We start from the raw sequence: 17946 nt of genomic DNA, 5'->3' as shown, positions 1-17946 counted from the left end.
GGCACCCTGGGATTCCGGACCGCCGTTGGGCGGGCCGGGACGCGGCGCGGACGGGCGGGGCCCCTGGGGCCGCTTCTGGCCGCCTACGCGCCTGTCGCCCTGCTTGGAGGACGAACCGTTTGAGAAGGCTTCGGTAAGCCTGCGAACGACCGGCGCCTCGATCGTGGAGGACGCCGACCGTACGAACTCGCCCATTTCCTGGAGCTTGGCCATGACGACCTTGCTCTCGACACCGAACTCCTTGGCGAGTTCGTAAACCCGGACCTTGGCCACTGCACTCCCTACTCGGTCCGGGGGTGCGGCCACCGGACCGTCGTTAACCTGCCGTACTCATCGCGGCGTGCTCATCGAGCGCTCATAGCAATCTCGACCTGCTTCCGACTAGACGTCGCTTACCATTCGGCCATCCTGCTGCTGCGCGGCGTTCGCCGCAAGCCGCTCCCGCAGCGCGCTGCCGTCGAGCGGGCCCTGCAGGCGGAAAGCCCGCGGGAACGCCCGACGTCGCTCTGCGAGTTCGAGGCACCGCGGATCGGGGTGCAGATGCGCGCCCCGGCCCGGGAGCCGCCCGCGGGGATCGGGGACGATCTCGCCCTCGACCACCACCAGGCGCAACAGGTCGGACTTGGCCGTGCGAACCCGGCAGCCCACACACGTGCGTTGTGGAACCGCCCGGCCACGTTCCATGAGTCTACCGCGCCGAGGCGTCGGCGGGACCTGTCGCATGCTCTCCTGATTCGGAAGATCCGGATTCGCCGGCCTCGGGGGCCTTCGAGGGGGTCCGCCCGGACGGCCCGCCGCCCGCCGGCTCGGTGTCGGACCGGATGTCGATCCGCCAGCCGGTGAGCCGCGCCGCGAGCCGGGCGTTCTGCCCTTCCTTGCCGATCGCCAGCGAGAGCTGGTAGTCGGGGACGATCACCCGTGCCACGCGGCCGTCGAGGTCGACCACCTCGACCGCTGAAACGCGGGCCGGGGACAGCGCATTCCCGACGAACTCGGCGGGGTCGTCCGACCAGTCCACGATGTCGATCTTCTCGCCGTGCAGCTCGGCCATCACGTTGCGGACCCGGCTGCCGAGCGGGCCGATGCAGGCGCCCTTGGCGTTCACGCCGGGCTTGCGCGACCGCACCGCGATCTTGGTGCGGTGGCCGGCCTCGCGGGCGATCGCGGCGATCTCCACGGTGCCGTCGGCGATCTCCGGGACCTCCAGCGCGAACAGCTTGCGGACGAGGTTCGGGTGCGTGCGCGACAGCTGCACCGACGGGCCGCGGTGGCCCTTGCGGACCTGCACGACGTAGGCGCGCAGCCGCTCGCCGTGGTCGTAGCGCTCGCCGGGCACCTGCTCCTGCGGCGGGAGCACCGCCTCCAGCCGGCCGAGGTCGACCAGCACGTTCCGCGGGTCCTTGCCCTGCTGGATGATGCCGCTGACGATGTCGCCCTCGCGGCCGGCGTACTCGCCGAAGGTCAGCTCGTCCTCGGCGTCGCGCAGCCGCTGCAGGATGACCTGCTTGGCGGTGGTCGCCGCGATCCGGCCGAAACCGGTCGGGGTGTCGTCGTACTCGCGGAGGGCGTTGCCCTCCTCGTCGGTCTCCGTCGCCCACACGGTCACGTGCCCGCTCTGCCGGTCCAGCTCGACGCGCGCGCGCGGCGCGGCGCCCTCGGTCCGGTGGTAGGCGATCAGCAGGGCGTCTTCGATGGCCTTGACGGCCACGTCGAGCGAGATGTCCTTCTCGCTCTCCAGGCCCCGCAGGGCGGTCATGTCGATGTCCACGAGGTTCCCCCCTCTAGTCCGGCTCAGCCGGAGAACGCGTTTCCTCGGCCTCGCCGGGTGGAACGGGCGAGCCACCCCCGTCGAGGGGTTTGAACTCCACCTGGACGCGGCCGCGCCCCAGCTCACCGAGGCGGAACCGGCGGCGCTGCGTCCCGGTGTCCCTCGGTCCGGCGGACTTTCCGCCGCCCTTGCCGGACCCCTTGGCCCGGCCCGTGGCGACGTCGATCTCGACGGCCTCGTCGTCGGCCGCCACCACGCGGCCCTCGACCTGGCCGCCCTCGGCCAGCGGGACGACGACCAGCCTGCCGACGGCGCGGCGCCAGTGCCGCGGCTCGGTGAGGGGACGGTCGACGCCGGGCGAGGTCACCTCCAGCACGTACGGCGAGGTGCCCATCACGTCGGACTCGTCCAGCAGCGCGGAGGCCTTCTCGCTCAGCCGCGCGATGTCGTCCAGGCCCACGCCGCCGTCGCCGTCCACGACGATCTTGACGAGCCGGCGGCGCCCGGCGGGGCGCACGTCGACCTCCTCCAGGTCGAACCCGGCCGCGGCGACCGCGGGGGCGAGCAGCGCGGTCAGGTCCGCGATGGCGGCGTCGCGGGCCGGCCGGGCCGACGCGTCGCCGCGCCCGCTCCTGGCGCGGCCCCCCTGAGCGCGGCCACCGCGGGACTCGACGCTCATGGGACCCTCCTCCTGTTGTGCCTTCCCGCCCGCCGGTGAGGGCGGCGGGACCTGTCGCTGAAGTCACCGCTTGTCCGCTGACTCCTCAAGACTATCGAGAGCCGGACACCTCAGCGGCCTTTCGAACAGCTCACCGGCGCGCCGGATATGGAATGCTTGAGCTGGCCTGATGGACGCGTCCGGCGACCGGGACGGAGCCGGCGGCGCGGCGCGGGCCGCCACCACCACACCACCGGGTGAGGAGACTCCCTTGCCAGAGGCCGTGCCGCGCCTGCCGGGAACCGTGTCGCGCCGGGGGCTGCTGCTGGGCGGCGGTGCCGTGCTGGCGGCGCCCTGGCTGGCGGGCTGCGCGGCGGAGGCGGCGGGGCCCCGGCCGGACGTGTCGACGCTGGTCGGCGCGATCACCTCCGAGCAGGACCTCATCGCCACCTACGAGGCGGCGAAGGCCGCGGCCGGGTCGCTGGCCGGCCGCCTCGATCCCGTCCTGGCGCACCACCGGCGGCATCTGGCCGTGCTGAAACGGCATTACGTGCCCGGCTCGGGAAGGCGGGCCCACGAGGGCGGGACGATCCCGCCGCCGCACGCGGCCCAGCTGCCCGAGGGGCCCACCGAGATCCTCACGGCGCTGCGCCTCGCGGAGGACCGCGCCGCAGCCGCCCGGCGGGCCGACGCCGCCAAGGCTCCGCCCGGGCTGGCGCAGCTGCTGGCGAGCATCGGCGCGTGCGAGGCGGGCCACGCCGAGACGGTCCGCGCGCATCCGCCCGCCGACCCGGCCAGGTCGTCGGCCCAGGCGATCCAGACGGCCCTCGCCGCCGAGCACGCCGCCGTGTACGGCTACGGGGTCCTCGGCGCCCGGCTGCGGGGCACGCTGGAGCAGGTCGCGAAGACGTACTGGGACGCGCATCGCGCGCAGCGCGACAAGCTGGTGTCGATCCTGTCGGTGCAGCCGGTCGCGGCGGCGGCCGGGTACCGGCTGCCGGTCAAGGTCACCAACGCCCGCAGCGCGGCCCGGCTCGCCGCCGCGCTGGAGGACGACCTCGTTCCCGCCTACGTGGGCCTCGCCGGGGCCTCCGCGGCCGACCTGCGGGTCTTCGCCGCCGACAGCGCCGAGCGGTCGATGGCGCGGTCGGCGAAGTGGCGGTCGAGCGCGGGCGTCGGCGCCCCGTCCGAGGCGTTCCCGGGCCTGCCGTCGGCGGACCTGTCACCCCGTCCCGAACCGGGCGAGTGATCTTCAGCACGCCGGGAACGAATGCGCTCCATGTACGCGTTGTCGATTTTGCACTGGCCTACTCGGGGGAGGAGCCCAGACCCGCCATGACCAGCACCCCGCACCGGTACGAGACCGACGGGCCCGGTACCCGCGCGCCCAGTGCGCTGGACGAGCTGCGCGCCGCCTACCGGGAGCAGCTGAACCAGCTCGCCGCCGAGCGCGACGAGGCCCGCCGCCAGGCCCGCCGGGCCAAGGCGCAGGCCGACGTCGCGCGCGCCGATCTGGCGAGCCTGAAGAGCCGCGTCCAGGAGCTGCTGGCCGCCGCCGCGCGGCACCTGCCGGACCTCCCGGCCGTCGAGGCGGCGGACCGTCCGGCCGAGATCGAGGCCGCACCCGCCGCGTCCGCCGCGTCCCGCGCGCTTCCGGCCCCGGCGCCCGCCGAGACCCAGCGTGCCGAGCCCGAGGCCGCCGCGGATTCCGCGAACGCCGGCCGTCGCGTCGAGGTGGAAGCGGCCCTTCCCGAGGCGCGCCCGGCCGAGCGGACCGGTGGCGAGACGGTCCGCTACCAGAACAGGCGCAAGTCCCGGAAGGCCAGACGCAGGAGCGTCCGGACGGGTTGACCGGGGAGGAACGGCCCGCACATGGGCCGTGGAGAGGCCGCCGGGGACGCTTTCCCGGCGGCCTCTCCGCACCTTCCGAGCTGCTAATGTCCTGCGGTGACCTCGTACGGCCTCCTCGTCTCCCCCTCGCACAACCGGGTCTACGCGCAGGCCGCCGCGGGCCTGGTGAAGGCCGAGCTGGCGGTGTTCGGCGAGCGGGCGCTCGGCGGCCGCGTCCGCGACATCGAGGAGACGTCCATCGGCGGCGTCCCGTACGTGACGTTCTCGTCCGACCCGCTCTCGGAGACCGACGTCCGGCTCCTGTCGAACCTGTCGTCGCTGTACGCGCTGTTCGAGATCGAGGGCGAGCTGCTCAGGCCGGTCGAGCTGAAGCCGCTGGACCTGTTCGGCAGTGATCTGCTGACGATCCAGAAGTACTCGGGGAAGACCAACGAGTACTTCACCAAGCTGCTGCTGAACGTCACCGCGATGGCGACCGACTCCCCCATGGACCTGGTGACCGGCAGGCCCCGGCTGTTCGACCCGATGTGCGGGCGGGGCACGACGCTGAACCAGGCGATGATGTACGGGCTCGACGCGGCCGGTATGGACGTCGACGGCAAGGACTTCGACGCCTACGCGGCGTTCATCAAGACGTGGCTGAAGAACAACCGGGTGAAGCACCAGGCCGAGATCGCGCCCGTCCGGCGGGAGAAGGCGGTGCTGGGGCGGCGGCTGCACGTCACCCTGGGCGCGTCCAAGGAGCGGTACAAGAGCGGCGAGACGATGGAGATCACCGTCGTGAACGCCGACGCGCTCGGGGCCGGGAGGTTCTTCCGGCCCGGGTCGTTCGACCTGATCGTGACGGACGCGCCGTACGGGGTGCAGCACGGCAGCCGCGCGAAGGGCGCGCGGCCGGGCCAGAAGGCCGGGCCTCGGCTGTCGCGCAGCCCGGTGGAGCTGCTGGACGCGGCGGTGCCGGAGTGGACGCGGCTGCTGCGCCGCGGCGGCGCGATCGGGATCTCCTGGAACACGTTCGTCGGGCGCCGCGAGGAGCTGGCGGAGATCCTGACCTCCAGCGGGCTGGAGGTGCAGGACTCCGAGGCCTATCTGGGCTTCCGGCACCGCGTCGACCAGGCGATCTCCCGCGACCTGATCGTCGCCCGCAAGTCCTGACCGGCGCGCTCACGGGGCGTGCCAGGTCTCCACGTGCGGGAGCAGCTCGCCGATGCCGTGGATCAGCGCGTCCGGGGGCGTGAGGCCGGGGCGGGTGAAGGCGTGCGTCGTCTGGTGCCAGATCTGGACGGCGCGCAGCCCGGCCGCCTTGGCGCCGTGGATGTCGTCGTAGGGGCGGTCGCCGACGAAGACGCAGGCGCCGGGGTCGGTGGCGCCGACGGCGTCCATGGCGGCGCGGAACGCCTCGGCGTGCGGCTTGGTCCACGGGATCTCGCTGGAGTAGACGGCGCCGTCGAGCAGGTCGAGGACGGCGTCGCGGGCGAAGATCCGCTCGTGCAGCTCGCGGCTCCACATGGTGTTGGACAGCACGCCGACCTTGATGCCGCGCTCGCGCAGCGCGCGGAGCAGGCCGGGGACGGCCGGGTCGGTCCAGGTGTGCGGGGTCCAGGTCTCGTAGTGGGTGTCGAGCATGGCCTCGGTCGGTTCGACGCCGGCGAGCGCGAACAGTTCGGCGAGGGTGGCGCTGCGGTGCTCCTCGGCGCCGCGCCGCCACAGCTCGAGCTCCGCCTCGCAGAGGGCGGCGGCGACGGTCTCGACGCTGTCGGCCGGCAGGTGCGGGGAGCAGATCGCGCGCCACATGTCGGGGAGCTCGACGTCGTGCCAGGGGGTCAGCGTGCCGCCCCAGTCGAAGATCACTGCTTGTAGGGCCATGCCGGGAATGGTAACCATCCGGGCGCTCCGTGCGATGATCCATTAACGCAGTTGAGTGAGTCCCGGAGGGCGCGCCGGGACCCGCCCTCCTCCCGGCATAGGAGCCCCCATGCGCAGAACGCTCGCCGCCTCCGCCCTCTCGGCCGCCCTGCTCGGCGCCGCCGCCGTCCCCGCGGCCGCGGGCGCCATCCCCGACGGGCCCGGGAAGGGGCTGGTCCCGCAGTACCTCGGCGGTCCGGCGACGCCGAGGCCGCTGGCCGGGAAGCCCGTGCCCGCCAACCCGTACCAGGGTCCGGTCGGCACCTCGTCGATGCACGCCGACAGCTACGCGTCCGACACGTACCCGTTCATGGGGCCGCTCGGCCGGAACCCGGAGGTGCTCAACGACGCCAAGGGCGGCGGGCTGCCGGGCCTGTGCTCGACGGTCACGTTCGCGAAGCGGACGGGGCTGATCGTCGCGCAGTGTACGCAGGGGCAGAACTTCATGCTGCGGCTGATCGACCCGGTGACGCTGAAGGACCTCGCCACCTACCAGCTGCCGCCCAGGCCGTCGACGGTCCAGGCGGTGTTCTCCGGCAGCCTCGACAAGATCTTCACCGACACGTCCGGCGGCGCGTACTACTACCTGGACCCGCAGGACCGGGCCGTGCTCGCCGACTCGCAGTTCCACCTGCGCCGCTTCGCCCACGACAAGGGGCCGGACGGCACGTGGCGGTTCACGGTGACCGACGACTGGGACCTGTCCCGCTACCTCCCGCACGACTGCGCCACCTGGACGAACCCCTGGCCGAAGGGCGAGTGCGACCCGATCACCGCGGTCGGCCCGGACTGGACGGGCCTGATCTGGTGGATCACGCGCGCCGGGCGGATCGGCACCGTGAACCCCGAATCGGGCGCGGTGAAGATGACGCGGCTGCCGGGCGAGCAGATCCAGAACTCGTTCGCCGCGGCGCCGGACGGCGTCTCGATCGTGTCGGACCACGCGCTGTACCAGATGAAGGCGGGCCCGGACGGCACGCCGGAGGTGCTGTGGCGCGAGACCTACGACCGCGGCACCGGCCGCAAGCCGGGGCAGATCGACCAGGGGTCCGGGACGACCCCGACGTTCCTCGGCGACCGGTACGTGGCGATCACCGACAACGCCGACGACCGGATGCACGTGATCGTGCGGCGCCGCGACGACGGCGGCCTCGTCTGCCAGGTGCCCGTCTTCGGCAGCGGCGCGAGCGCGACCGACAACTCCCTGATCGGCTACGGGAGCAGCCTGTTCGTCGAGAACAACTACGGGTACAAGAACTTCTTCGAGCTGCCGCCCGGCGGGTCGTCCACGGGCGGGGTGAGCAGGGTGGACGTCAACGCCGGCGGGAAGGGCTGCCGCACCGTCTGGACGAGCGCGGAGCGGTCCCCGTCCACCGTGGCGAAGGTCTCCGTCCCGGCCGGGCTGCTGTACCTGTACACCAAGGACCCGCGCAAGGACCTGATCGACGCCTGGTACTTCACGGCGGTGGACGTCCACACGGGCAAGACCGTCTACAAGGTGCTGACCGGCACGGGCAAGTGGTTCGACAACAACTGGGCGCCCGTCACCGTCGGCCCGAACGGCACCGCGTACGTCGGCGTGATCGGCGGGCTGGTGGCCGTCCGCGACCGCGGCTAGGCGCTCCACGCCCGTGAGCCGGGCGCTCCACGCCCGTGAGCTGGGGGCGCCGCGCCCGTGAGTAGGCGCGGCGCCAGCGGGGATACACGTCTGATCGGACGAACCCGACCGGACCGTGGAGGAGCCATGAGGGCGCGCAAGCCCGGGGAGAGCCGCGACTTCCGCGAGGACGTCGACGACATGGGCGACAACGATCAGGACATCGAGATCGGCCTGACCGAGGAGTACGTGACCGACCCGCCCGAGGACCTGAGGATCGAGGACCCCCAGCCGAACCCGGACGGGCTGAGCATCGCCGAGTACGAGCGGGAGGCGGAGCGGGACGACGACGACCCGCCGGAGCCCGACACCGCCGCCGAGTCCGACGCCGTGAACCCCACCCGCCGCCCCTAGCCCCGCCGCCCGCGGACGCGCCGGCTAGGGCATGCCGGACCGCTGGAGCTGCTTGCGGTAGATCCAGTAGAACATCCGCTGGTTGGGGCGCTCCGTGACGCCGTAGACCCGGTCGCCGCCCGAGTAGGGGTCGAAGGCGAGGGACTCCCCGCCGATCGGCCCGACGACCTTGAAGGGCGCCTTGCCGTCCCCGTCCCGGTCGCTGTAGATCGCGCCGGGAGAGGCGCCGTTGGACTGGCTGTAGTAGATCGTGTCGCCTCCGCCGCCGTGGTAGCCGGCGACCCCCTGGACGTTCGTCAGGTTCGTCCCGTAGACGACCGCCGACTTCACCTGGCCGGAGGCGTCCGCCTTGAGGGAGCCGTCGGCGTTGAGCGGCCACCGGACGACGCGCATCGGCTTCGCCGAGGTCACCCCGCCCGCCGTCTTGTACTCCGCGGTGAGCAGGCTCTTGGGGGACGTGGTCGGGTCGTAGGTGACCGTGCTGAAGCACAGGTCCTTGTTCTTGGCGGACGGCGCCTTGTCCCAGGCGGGGCACGAGCCCGCGTTGACGGGCCGGTACATGCCGGTCTGGAACAGCACGTACTTCTCGTTGTGCGCGTAGAACTTGCCGTCCGCGGCGTCCACGCCGAGTTCGTTCTTGCCCGTGGCGACCTGGTAGGTGCGGCGGACGTCGTAGACGCGGAGCCCCGAGGTGTCGGCGGTGTAGAGGTGGTCGCCGGCGAGGGCGACGCCGCCCTGGTGCTGCGTGGCCTCGGCGACGCCCTTGGCGGCGACGGTGCCGGACGCGGGCGCGGCGGGCCGGACGTCCTTGACCGCGAGCTTCCCGGCGGAGGTGGTGGTCGGGATGGCGAGGGTGACGGGCTGGTACGCGCCCTTCTTCTCGACGAGGGGGCGCTTGCCGACGGTGATGCGCGACCCGTCGGTCACCCAGTCGGAGCCGGAGGCATGGCGGTGGTACCAGCTGAGCACGAACCCGTCGAGCTGGGCGCTGCGGCTACTCGCGACGCCCTGCGGGATCCAGTAGTTGCTGCTCTTGTCGCCGTTGTCGAAGCACCAGGCGCCGAGGGTGACCTTGGCGTCGACGGCCTTGACGGCGTCGTTGGAGCCGCAGCCGGTCTTCCAGGTCATCCCGTTCTTGGCGCCGCTCGCCGCGGCGACGAGGTTCGCCTGCCGCTTCATGCCGCGGGCCGGGTTCGCCGCCAGGTCGTCGAGCTGCTTCAGCGCGGCGGCGGAGACGGGGGTGGACTTCAGGATGAACGCGACGCCAGGGAGCGGGGCGGTGTCGCCCGCGCCGGTGGACGCGGCGGCCGGGGAGACGGTGACGTGCGCGGCGGGAGCGGACGGCAGGGCGACGGCGCCGGCCACGGCGAGCGCGGCCGCGCCGGCGGCGCCGAGGAGGACCGTCCTTCGGGGGGCGGGCATGGAGTCCTTTCCGGCAGGGCGGGAACAAACAAGACAGATCGGAGATCCTAGACAGGAGGGCGATCAGCTGTCAGAGCAACGCCAGAGGTTGCTGACGAGCCCGCCGGGCGCGCCCGGCACGGCCCCCGTGGCAAAGATCACTTTGTGGTTCCGTGACCCGCTCGCGGGGAATGTCATACCGGAGCCGTAGGTTGCGCTAGGCGGGCGAGCTTGCGAGGTGACCGGGACATGCACGAGACAGTCGCGGCACCGGCACACCCCCCGGCCGACGTCGCCTCACCCCGTCCGCTCCCGGACGGCCCACGACGGGACGGACCGGACGCGGACGAACCGTCCACCAGCGAACTGTTCCTCGACCGGCCCGCCGGCGCGCACGCCGCCGACGGCGCGCCGCAGCGCCCCTGGTGGCGCCGCAAGGCGGGCCTTCTGCTGCAGTGGGGAGTGCTCCTCCTCGCCCTCGCGGCGCTGCCGCTCTACCGCGACTCGCTTCCCGACCTCGGCGCCATGTGGCACTCGATCCGGCACGCCGATCCCGGCTGGATGACGATGGTGGTGCTCGCCGTCGCGGGCTCCATGGGCGCGTTCGCCCGGCTCCAGCGGCGGCTGCTGCGGGTCGGCGGGCTGCGGATGCCGCTGCGCCGCGCATTCGCGATCACTTACGCGGGCAACGCGCTGTCCACCACGCTGCCCGCCGGGCCCGCGGTGAGCGTCGTCTACACGTTCCGGCAGTTCCGCCGCGGCGGGGCGTCGGCGAAGCTCGCCACGGCCGTGATCCTGGCCGGCGGCGTCATCACCACGACGACCTACACGGTGATCGGCCTGCTCGCGCTGCTCGTCGACGCGGACACGCGCGGCCCGGCGCTGGCCGGACTCGCCGTCCCGGCCGCCCTGCTCGTGCTGCTGGTGCCGCTGCTGCGGTGGCCGCGCCCGCGCGCGCTGCTGACGGCGCCGCCGCGCCGCGCGTACCGCGCCGCGCTGGCGCATCCGACGCTCGGCCCGTGGGCCGAACGGCTCGCCGGCATCCGCGACGTCCTGCGCCCGAACCGGCGCGACTGGGCGGCTTTGATCACGCTCGCCACGCTGAACTGGGTGCTGGACATCCTGGCGCTGCTGGCCGCGGCGCACGCCGTCGGCATCGACGTCGACCCGCACGCCGCCGCGCTCGCCTACTTCGCGGCCCAGGCCGCGGGCAGCGTGCTGCCGCTGCTGCCGGGCGGCCTCGGCGCGGTGGAGGGCAGCATGGCCGCCTCGCTGGTCGCGTTCGGCGCGGCGCTGTCCCCGGCCGCCGCGGCGGTGGGCCTGTACCGGCTCGTCTCGTACTGGGCGGTCGTCGCGGCCGGCTGGATCGCCTGGCTCGGCCTGCACGAGGGGCCGCGGCTGCCGGCGAAGGCGAGGGCCCGGCTCGCCGGCGCGGGACGGCTCGTCCTGGACGGCCTGACCTCCACCGCGACCCTCAGCCCGTACAGCGCGGTGCCGCTGGTCATCCCGGCCGAGGCGCGCCGCCCATAGCCGCGCCGGCCGATCCGCCGAGCCCCGGTCCGGGCGACGGGCCGGGGCTCCGTCCTGGGACCGAGACGCCACCGGGACCTTTGACGGAGATCGTCCCCTTTGGGAATCATCATCCCCCGCGAGCGGCTTTAGTGGTCATGAAGGCCGCGCCCCCCGCCCCCGGCGGCACGCCCGCCCGCCCCGGTTCCGGCGGGGCCCGATGCCTGAGCAAGCAGTTGGTCGACAGAAGGGATCGAGCCCCCATGGCGCACGGAGCCATCACGCCGGCGGCGGAGATCGACGGCGCGCGGTTCCGGCAGGTGATGGGCCGGTTCGCGACCGGCGTGGTCGCCATCACGGCCGTCGAGCCCGGCACGGCGCGGCCCACCGGGCTCGCCGCCAACTCCTTCACCTCCGTCTCCCTCGACCCGCCGCTCGTCGCGTTCTGCGTCGCCCACACCAGCACCACCTGGCCCCGGCTGCGCGGCGCGGACCGGCTCTGCGTCAACATCCTCGGCGAGCGCCAGCTCGAGATCTGCGAGCGCCTCGCGCTCAAGGGCGGCGACAAGTTCGACGGCATCGGCTGGACGGAGAGCCCGAGCGGCGCCCCCGCCATCGACGGCGCCCTCGCCTGGATCGAATGCTCCGTCGAGCAGGAGCACGCCGCCGGCGACCACGACATCGTCGTCGCCCGCGTCCACGCCCTGGACGAGAACCATGACGGCCGCCCCCTCGTGTTCTACCGGGGCGCCTACGGCGGCATCGCCCGACGCTAGCGGCCCGGAGGCAGCGGCCCGGAGGCAGCGAACCGCGTTAGCGGCCCGAGGCCGAGGGCGACGCCACGTCGACGTTCCGGAGCCGGGCGAGGACCTGGAGCGGATCGGACAGCACCTCGGCGAAGGCGAACTCGGCGGCGCCGACCAGGGTGGTGTCGTCGCCGAGCGCGGCGGTGCGCAGCCGGACCTTCTCGCGGGGCGCGTCCAGCGCGCCGGTCGCGAGGACGCTGCGGATCTGCGCGGCGGCGCCGAGGTAGATGTCGCGCAGCGTCCCGCCGAAGATGACCAGGCCGGGGTTGAACACGTTGACGAGGTTGGCGACGCCGAGGCCGAGCCAGGTGCCGACGCGGTGCAGCGCCTCGCGGGCGACGATGTCGCCGCGGTCGGCGGCGTCCACCACGTCGCGGACCGCGTCCCGGCCCGCCTTGTCCGACGGCTCCTCGCGGCCGGCGTGGGCGAGCAGCGTCCGCTCCCCCACCTCCGCCTCCAGGCAGCCCTTCGAGCCGCAGGCGCACTGCCGCCCGCCCGGGTTGACGATCATGTGGCCGATCTCGCCGCCGAAGCCCTCGTCGCCGCCGAGCAGCCGGCCGTGCGCGATGATGCCGCCGCCGACGCCGACGTCGCCGTGCAGGTAGATGAGGTTGTCGCAGTTCACCCCGGCGCCGCGCTCGTGCTCGGCGAGCGCGCCGAGGTTGGCGTCGTTGCACACCGACACCGGGATGCCGAGGCCGAGCCGGCGCGACAGCGCGTCGCCGAGCCGCAGGTCGCCGACGTCGAGGTTGGGCCCGAACATGATCATGTCGTCGGAGCGGCGGACGGTGCCGGGGAAGCCGAGCGCGGCGCCGACGCAGACCGCGTCGCGCTCGGCCTTGCGGACCAGCGAGCGGGCCCCGGCGACGAGCATGCCGAGCAGGTCGGACGGGTCGGAGTCGCGGGCGCGGGTGCCCTCGCGGCGGTCCAGGATGACGCCGCCGAGGCCGACGCGGGCGACGACGAGCCGGTCGACGCCGACCTCGAACGCCAGCACGTACACCCGGGTCGACTCCGGCCGCACGACGAGGGACGGGCGCCCGGCGCGCCGCCCCGGCCCGCGCGGCAGCTCCTCGCGGACGAGGCCCGCGGCGGTGAGGTCGGAGGTCAGCGCCATGATGGTGCTGCGGTTCAGCCCGAGGGACTCGGCGAGCGTCGCGCGGGACGCGGGGCCGCGCAGGTGCACGAAGCGCAGCAGCGTCCCGAGGTTGTGCCGCCGGATGTCCTCCTGTGACGGGCCCGCCTTCATCATCGCCGCAGCCCCAGGTCGCCGCTGACGCCGGAGGTGATCAGCTCGACGACCTGCCGGTGGGTGACGTCGGCGGTGCGCACCTGCGCCACCATCCGGCCGAGGTACAGCGCGGCGATCCGGTCGGAGACCGCGAACACGTCGTTCATGTTGTGCGAGATGAGCACGACGGCGAGGCCCTTGTCGGCGAGCCGCCGGACGATCTCCAGCACCTGCTGGGTCTGCGCGACGCCGAGCGCGGCGGCGGGCTCGTCCAGCACGACGAGCTTGCTGTCCCACAGCACGGCGCGGGCGATCGCGACGGTCTGCCGCTGCCCGCCCGACAGCGTGGAGATCTTCTGCCGCACCGAGCCCATCGTCCGGACGGACAGGCCGGACAGCGTCCGGCGGGCCAGCTCCTCCATCCCGGACTCGTCGAGCGCGATGCCGCGCCGCCGCTCGCGGCCGAGGAACAGGTTCTGGACGATGTCGAGGTTCTCGCAGAGGGCGAGGTCCTGGTGGACGACCTCGATGCCGAGGGCGGCGGCGTCGCGCGGGCTGCCGAGCCGCACCGGGCGGCCCTCGAAGCGGTACTCGCCCGCGTCCGGAGGGTGGATGCCGCCGATGCACTTGACCAGCGTGGTCTTGCCCGCGCCGTTGTCGCCGACGAGCGCGGTGACCTCGCCCGGGTACGCCGAGAAGGCGATGTCGTGCAGGACCTTGACGGAGCCGAAGCTCTTGTCGATGCCGCGCAGGTCGAGGACGGGCGTCACTGCCATGCCGAGGGGCTCCCACCGTGCCGCGTCGCCGCGCGCCGATCGGTCGTGGGCAGTGAGCGTATCAGCCGCGTTCGCGGGCCGGGAAACGCGCGCGGCGCCGTCCGGGAACGGCGGATCGGCCGGGCCGGACGGCGCCGCGGGCCCGTACGGCAGGGCCTGGGGGCCGGAGGCGCGCGCCGCCGGCTCCCAGGCGTCTCCCGCGTTCACGGGGTCCCGGCCTTCAGGGGCTGGGCCGGCACGGGGTCACCGGCCGGTGTTGGAGCGGCGGCGCCGCGCCAGGGCGTCGATGCTCGCCGCGAACAGCAGCACGATGCCGGTGATCAGGAAGCTCAGGTACGCCTTGGTGCCGAGCAGCCCGAGACCGTTGTCGATGATGGCGATGACCAGGCCGCCGAGGACCGCGTCGCGGGCCTTGCCGCGCCCGCCGAACAGGCTCGTCCCGCCGATGACGGCGGCGCCGACCGCGTACAGCAGGGTGTTGCCGCCGCCGGCGTCGGGGGTGACCGAGTTCAGCCGGGACGCGGCGACGATGCCGCTGACCGCCGCGAACCCGGACGCGATGATGAACACCGAGATCCGGATCCGGGTGACGTTGATGCCGGCGCGGCGGGCCGCCTCGGCGTTGCCGCCGACCGCGTAGATGTGCCGGCCGTACGGGGTGCGGGCGAGCACGAACGTGCAGACGATCAGCAGCACGCCGACCAGCGGGACGCCCCACGGCACGCCGCCGAGGAAGATCAGCGGGCTGGCGGCGCGGTCCTGGCTGAGCAGGTAGGTGCCGAGCAGCAGCGCCGCGGCGACCACGACCGACTGGGCGATCACCAGCTCGACGGGCCGCGAGTGCAGGTTGCGGGCCTGCTGGCGGCGCCAGCGCAGCAGCTGCGTCGCGGCGTAGCCGGCGGCGCAGACCGCGGCGAGCGTCCAGCCGAGCCAGACCGGCATGTTCTTGTTGGCGAGCGCCACGATGAAGTCGTCGCGGACGGGCACCGTGCCGCCGTCGCCGATCAGCTTCAGCGTGATGCCCTGGATGCCGAGGAAGAACGCCAGCGACACGACGAACGACGGGATGCGGATGACCGCGACCAGCCAGCCGATCGCGGTGCCGATGACGACGCCGACCGCCAGCGCGGAGATCACCGCGACGTACCAGGGCTGGCCGCTGTCGGCGATCAGCTTGGCCATCACGGCGGCGCAGACGCCGCTCGCCACACCGGCGGACAGGTCGATCTCGCCCAGCAGCAGGACGAAGACCAGGCCCATCGCGAGGATCACGATGGGCAGCGCCTGGGTGAACAGGTTCGCGATGTTCTGGTTGCTGAGGAAGGTGTTGGGCCGCAGCGCGAAGAACAGCAGGATGAGCCCGGCCAGGCCGAGGATGGCGGGCAGCGCGCCCAGCTCACCGGCCCGGATGCGGCCCCAGTAGTCCAGCAGCGCCGAGCGCACGTCGTGCTCGCGGCGGTCGGCGGCGAAGTCCGAGTCCGCCAGCTTCACGGCGGCGTCCTTGCCCTCGGGGAGTTCGGTGGACACCTCGGTCCCCCTTTCAGATGCTCTCGGCGGCGGTCTGCGGCGCGAGGCCGAGATCACCGGAACGGCCGGCGGTGATGAGCTCCACGACCTGGCCGTGGGTGACCTCGGAGCGGGCCACGTCCGCGGCGACCCGGCCAAGGTAGAGCGCGGTGATGCGGTCGGCCACCTCGAACACGTCGTTCATGTTGTGCGAGATGAGCACGACGGCGTGCCCGGTGTCGGCGAGCCGCCGGACGAGGTCGAGCACCTGCCGGGTCTGCGCGACGCCGAGTGCGGCGGTCGGCTCGTCCAGGATGACGACCTTGGACTCCCAGAGCGCGGCCTTGGCGATCGCGACGGTCTGCCGCTGCCCGCCGGACAGGCTCGCGACCTGCTGGCGCACCGACTTGACGGTGCGGACCGACAGCCGGGCGAGGGTCTGCCGGGCCGCCTCCTCCATGGACGCCTCGTCCAGCACGATGCCCCGGCGGCGCTCGCGGCCGAGGAACATGTTCTGCACGATGTCGAGGTTGTCGGCGAGCGCGAGGTCCTGGTAGACGACCTCGATGCCGAGGTCGGCCGCGGCGCGCGGCCCGTCGACGGTCACCTCGCGGCCGTCGAACTCGATCGTCCCCGAGTCGATCGGGTAGATCCCGGCGATGCACTTGATGAGGGTGGACTTGCCCGCGCCGTTGTCGCCGACGAGTGCCATCACCTCGCCCAGCCGCACGGCGAAGTCCACGTCGTGCAGCACATGGACGGCGCCGAAGCTCTTGTTGAGCCCGGTCAGGCGGAGGACGGGGTCTCCGTTTTCTGCCACGTGATTCCTTCCAGGGGTAGCGCGGGCCCGTGTGCTTCCGGGGGTTGGCGCGGGCCCGTGGCGGGCCCCTGGACGACCCGGGGTTCCGGGCTCCCGGGGCGTCCTCAGCGGGTGGGGCCCGCCACGAGGGTCAGTGCCGTCCGGGGGTGCGACCCCCCGCTCCCCCGGACGGCTTCGTCGGGATCAGCGGGAGGTCACTGGATGCCGGCGGTCTTGCACTTGGCCGCGTAGGCGCCCTTGCACAGGTCGGCGGCCTTGACGAACTGGTCGTCGGTGACCTGCTTGACGTTGTCCTTGAAGATGCCGATCGGGTTCAGCAGCACCGAGGGGACGTCGCGCTTGCCCTGCGGGTCGTTGGTGGTGCCGTTGGTCTCGCCCTTCTGGCCCTTGATGAGGGCGACGGCGAGCTTGGCGACCGCGTCGGCCTCCTGCTTGACCGGCTTGTACACGGTCATGCACTGGGTGCCGTCCAGGATGTTCTGCAGTCCCTGGAGGGTGGCGTCCTGGCCGGTGACCGCGACCTTGCCGGCCTGCTGGTTCTTCTTCAGGATGGAGATCGCGGCGTTGCCGAGGCCGTCGTTGGCGGCCAGCACGCCGTCGATCTTGCCGTGCTGCTCGGTGTACATCTGCTCGAAGATCGTCGCGGCCTTGTCCGGCTTCCAGTCCGGGACGGCCTGCTCGGCGACCTTCTTGTAGTTCGACACCTGGTCGAGGATGTTGTGCGCGCCCTTGGCGAACAGCGTCGCGTTGTTGTCGGTCGGCGAGCCGTTCAGGTAGGCGATGTTGGACGCCTTGTCGCCGAGGCACTTCTGCAGGCCCTTGCCGAGCTCCTCGCCGACCTTCACGTTGTCGAAGGAGACGTAGTAGTCGGAGACGCCGCCGAGGGTGAGCCGGTCGTAGTCGATCGTCTTGACGCCCTGGGACTGCGCCTTGCGCTGGACGGCGCCGGCGGAGTTGGAGTCGATGCCGTCGACGATCAGCACGGTGACGCCACTGGTGATCATCTGGTCGGCGATCGTCTGGAACCGCTGGGTCGAGCCTTCGGCGTTCTGGATGTCGTACTGGACGCCGGCGGTCTTGAAGGCCTGCTCGAGGTAGGGCCGGTCGAAGCTCTCGTATCGCACGGACGAGGTGGTGTCGGGAAGGATCACGCCGACCTTGCCCTTCACCGCGCCGGAGCCGGAGCCTGAGCCCTTGTCGCCGCCGCCGTTGTCGTCCCCGCACGCGGACAGGGTGAGCGCCGCGGCCGCCGAGAGGGCCATGAAGCTGAGGATCCCCTTGCGCATTGCCCGGGTCCTTTCTTGGGGGTGGCCGCATGGCGCGGCCGGGGGTTCGCAGCGCCGGTGAGCTTGGTCGCACATCCACCGGCGTGAATGTTGTGTCCCGCAACTTATGTCCGGCTCGTCCGGTACGCCAGTCCTGCGACCCGGCTAATTTGTTGTGGGCAGTAACAATCCCGTAACGCGAGATCAACACGGGGGAAACGCCGGACGGCGGCGATCAGGGCGGCGGACGCGGAGGTCAGGGCCGTCCGGGGGCCGGCGGCGCATATGTTCGGCGCGTCAACATTCACCCCGACCCGCGGTCAACCCGCGGCGCGGCGCGGGCCGGAGCCGTCCCGGCGGCGGTGCGGGCAGGCGAGAGGACGGCCCGGCGAACCCAGCGCACGGGCGGGCGGGGCGAGCGGCGCGCGGGCACGGCCCG

18 protein-coding genes are annotated in these 17946 nt (G+C 73.0%); 7 read left to right on the top strand and 11 right to left on the bottom strand.

The window, feature by feature from the left end; translation table 11 throughout:
* The 4 genes from F9B16_RS53110 to rimP form a co-directional block, all read right to left on the bottom strand.
* On the bottom strand, positions 1-273 hold a 273-nt coding region (locus tag F9B16_RS53110; RefSeq protein ID WP_225992337.1), incomplete at its 3' end, for a translation initiation factor IF-2 N-terminal domain-containing protein.
* Between the two features lie 108 nt (positions 274-381).
* Positions 382-684: a YlxR family protein gene (locus F9B16_RS39110; RefSeq protein ID WP_151545281.1), complete on the bottom strand. Its 303-nt coding sequence runs from the start codon at positions 682-684 to the stop codon at positions 382-384.
* A 4-nt stretch (positions 685-688) separates the two neighbouring features.
* Positions 689-1756, bottom strand: coding sequence for a transcription termination factor NusA (nusA, locus tag F9B16_RS39105; RefSeq protein WP_151545284.1), 1068 nt, complete (start codon positions 1754-1756; stop codon positions 689-691).
* A gap of 25 nt (positions 1757-1781) precedes the next feature.
* Positions 1782-2447: a ribosome maturation factor RimP gene (rimP, locus tag F9B16_RS39100; protein WP_151545280.1), complete on the bottom strand. Its 666-nt coding sequence runs from the start codon at positions 2445-2447 to the stop codon at positions 1782-1784.
* A 250-nt stretch (positions 2448-2697) separates the two neighbouring features.
* Here rimP and F9B16_RS53105 point away from each other — a divergent pair, with 250 nt between their 5' ends.
* The 3 genes from F9B16_RS53105 to F9B16_RS39085 all read left to right on the top strand — a co-directional run bounded on the left by F9B16_RS53105 (position 2698) and on the right by F9B16_RS39085 (position 5432).
* Positions 2698-3675, top strand: a complete 978-nt coding sequence (locus tag F9B16_RS53105) for a ferritin-like domain-containing protein (RefSeq protein ID WP_225992336.1) — start codon at positions 2698-2700, stop codon at positions 3673-3675.
* An 86-nt stretch (positions 3676-3761) separates the two neighbouring features.
* Positions 3762-4277, top strand: a complete 516-nt coding sequence (locus tag F9B16_RS39090) for a hypothetical protein (protein ID WP_151545279.1) — start codon at positions 3762-3764, stop codon at positions 4275-4277.
* 96 nt (positions 4278-4373) lie between these two features.
* The gene (locus tag F9B16_RS39085; RefSeq protein ID WP_151545278.1) at positions 4374-5432 is read left to right on the top strand and encodes a TRM11 family SAM-dependent methyltransferase; all 1059 of its coding nucleotides are present in this window, start codon (positions 4374-4376) and stop codon (positions 5430-5432) included.
* 9 nt (positions 5433-5441) lie between these two features.
* On the opposite strand, the gene F9B16_RS39080 is transcribed toward F9B16_RS39085, so the two are convergent.
* Positions 5442-6143, bottom strand: a complete 702-nt coding sequence (locus F9B16_RS39080; RefSeq protein ID WP_151545277.1) for an HAD family hydrolase — start codon at positions 6141-6143, stop codon at positions 5442-5444.
* A 109-nt stretch (positions 6144-6252) separates the two neighbouring features.
* Between F9B16_RS39080 and F9B16_RS39075 the strand changes: the two genes are divergently transcribed.
* The gene (locus F9B16_RS39075) at positions 6253-7800 is read left to right on the top strand and encodes a hypothetical protein (protein ID WP_151545276.1); all 1548 of its coding nucleotides are present in this window, start codon (positions 6253-6255) and stop codon (positions 7798-7800) included.
* A 126-nt stretch (positions 7801-7926) separates the two neighbouring features.
* Positions 7927-8193 (top strand): hypothetical protein, encoded by a 267-nt coding sequence (locus F9B16_RS39070; RefSeq protein WP_151545275.1) that lies wholly within the window; start codon positions 7927-7929, stop codon positions 8191-8193.
* Positions 8194-8217: 24 nt separating this feature from the next.
* On the opposite strand, the gene F9B16_RS39065 is transcribed toward F9B16_RS39070, so the two are convergent.
* Positions 8218-9615, bottom strand: a complete 1398-nt coding sequence (locus tag F9B16_RS39065) for a hypothetical protein (protein ID WP_151545274.1) — start codon at positions 9613-9615, stop codon at positions 8218-8220.
* 228 nt (positions 9616-9843) lie between these two features.
* Between F9B16_RS39065 and F9B16_RS39060 the strand changes: the two genes are divergently transcribed.
* Together F9B16_RS39060 and F9B16_RS39055 are read left to right on the top strand one after the other, a co-directional pair.
* On the top strand, positions 9844-11124 hold the full coding sequence (locus tag F9B16_RS39060; RefSeq protein ID WP_151545273.1) for a lysylphosphatidylglycerol synthase transmembrane domain-containing protein: 1281 nt from the start codon (positions 9844-9846) through the stop codon (positions 11122-11124).
* A gap of 242 nt (positions 11125-11366) precedes the next feature.
* On the top strand, positions 11367-11879 hold the full coding sequence (locus F9B16_RS39055; RefSeq protein ID WP_151545272.1) for a flavin reductase family protein: 513 nt from the start codon (positions 11367-11369) through the stop codon (positions 11877-11879).
* A 37-nt stretch (positions 11880-11916) separates the two neighbouring features.
* Here the strand turns inward: F9B16_RS39055 and F9B16_RS39050 are convergent, their stop codons facing one another.
* The 5 genes from F9B16_RS39050 to F9B16_RS39030 all read right to left on the bottom strand — a co-directional run bounded on the left by F9B16_RS39050 (position 11917) and on the right by F9B16_RS39030 (position 17528).
* Complete coding sequence (locus tag F9B16_RS39050; RefSeq protein ID WP_151545282.1) at positions 11917-13158, bottom strand: ROK family transcriptional regulator; 1242 nt, start codon at positions 13156-13158, stop codon at positions 11917-11919.
* Positions 13158-13916, bottom strand: coding sequence for an ATP-binding cassette domain-containing protein (locus tag F9B16_RS39045; RefSeq protein WP_151545271.1), 759 nt, complete (start codon positions 13914-13916; stop codon positions 13158-13160). Before F9B16_RS39045 ends, F9B16_RS39050 begins: the two co-directional genes overlap by 1 nt.
* Before the next feature lie 243 nt (positions 13917-14159).
* Complete coding sequence (locus F9B16_RS39040; protein ID WP_151545270.1) at positions 14160-15443, bottom strand: sugar ABC transporter permease; 1284 nt, start codon at positions 15441-15443, stop codon at positions 14160-14162.
* 13 nt (positions 15444-15456) lie between these two features.
* Positions 15457-16242, bottom strand: a complete 786-nt coding sequence (locus tag F9B16_RS39035; RefSeq protein WP_151545269.1) for an ATP-binding cassette domain-containing protein — start codon at positions 16240-16242, stop codon at positions 15457-15459.
* Positions 16243-16436: 194 nt separating this feature from the next.
* Complete coding sequence (locus F9B16_RS39030) at positions 16437-17528, bottom strand: sugar ABC transporter substrate-binding protein (RefSeq protein ID WP_151545268.1); 1092 nt, start codon at positions 17526-17528, stop codon at positions 16437-16439.
* Between the last annotated feature and the right edge of the window lie 418 nt (positions 17529-17946).

Origin of the sequence: Actinomadura montaniterrae (assembly GCF_008923365.1) — a bacterium.
In the GTDB taxonomy this organism is placed as follows: Bacteria; Actinomycetota; Actinomycetes; order Streptosporangiales; family Streptosporangiaceae; genus Spirillospora; species Spirillospora montaniterrae.
Note: the sequence above shows the minus strand (reverse complement) of the source record. Positions and strands in the feature narration are given on the sequence as shown.

Coding starts and splice junctions, on each gene's coding strand:
- F9B16_RS39110 (WP_151545281.1), bottom strand. CDS start 684: ATGGAACGTGGCCGGGCGGTTCCACAACGCACGTGTGTGGGCTGCCGG.
- nusA (WP_151545284.1), bottom strand. CDS start 1,756: ATGACCGCCCTGCGGGGCCTGGAGAGCGAGAAGGACATCTCGCTCGAC.
- rimP (WP_151545280.1), bottom strand. CDS start 2,447: ATGAGCGTCGAGTCCCGCGGTGGCCGCGCTCAGGGGGGCCGCGCCAGG.
- F9B16_RS39090 (WP_151545279.1), top strand. CDS start 3,762: ATGACCAGCACCCCGCACCGGTACGAGACCGACGGGCCCGGTACCCGC.
- F9B16_RS39080 (WP_151545277.1), bottom strand. CDS start 6,143: ATGGCCCTACAAGCAGTGATCTTCGACTGGGGCGGCACGCTGACCCCC.
- F9B16_RS39075 (WP_151545276.1), top strand. CDS start 6,253: ATGCGCAGAACGCTCGCCGCCTCCGCCCTCTCGGCCGCCCTGCTCGGC.
- F9B16_RS39070 (WP_151545275.1), top strand. CDS start 7,927: ATGAGGGCGCGCAAGCCCGGGGAGAGCCGCGACTTCCGCGAGGACGTC.
- F9B16_RS39065 (WP_151545274.1), bottom strand. CDS start 9,615: ATGCCCGCCCCCCGAAGGACGGTCCTCCTCGGCGCCGCCGGCGCGGCC.
- F9B16_RS39060 (WP_151545273.1), top strand. CDS start 9,844: ATGCACGAGACAGTCGCGGCACCGGCACACCCCCCGGCCGACGTCGCC.
- F9B16_RS39055 (WP_151545272.1), top strand. CDS start 11,367: ATGGCGCACGGAGCCATCACGCCGGCGGCGGAGATCGACGGCGCGCGG.
- F9B16_RS39050 (WP_151545282.1), bottom strand. CDS start 13,158: ATGAAGGCGGGCCCGTCACAGGAGGACATCCGGCGGCACAACCTCGGG.
- F9B16_RS39045 (WP_151545271.1), bottom strand. CDS start 13,916: ATGGCAGTGACGCCCGTCCTCGACCTGCGCGGCATCGACAAGAGCTTC.
- F9B16_RS39030 (WP_151545268.1), bottom strand. CDS start 17,528: ATGCGCAAGGGGATCCTCAGCTTCATGGCCCTCTCGGCGGCCGCGGCG.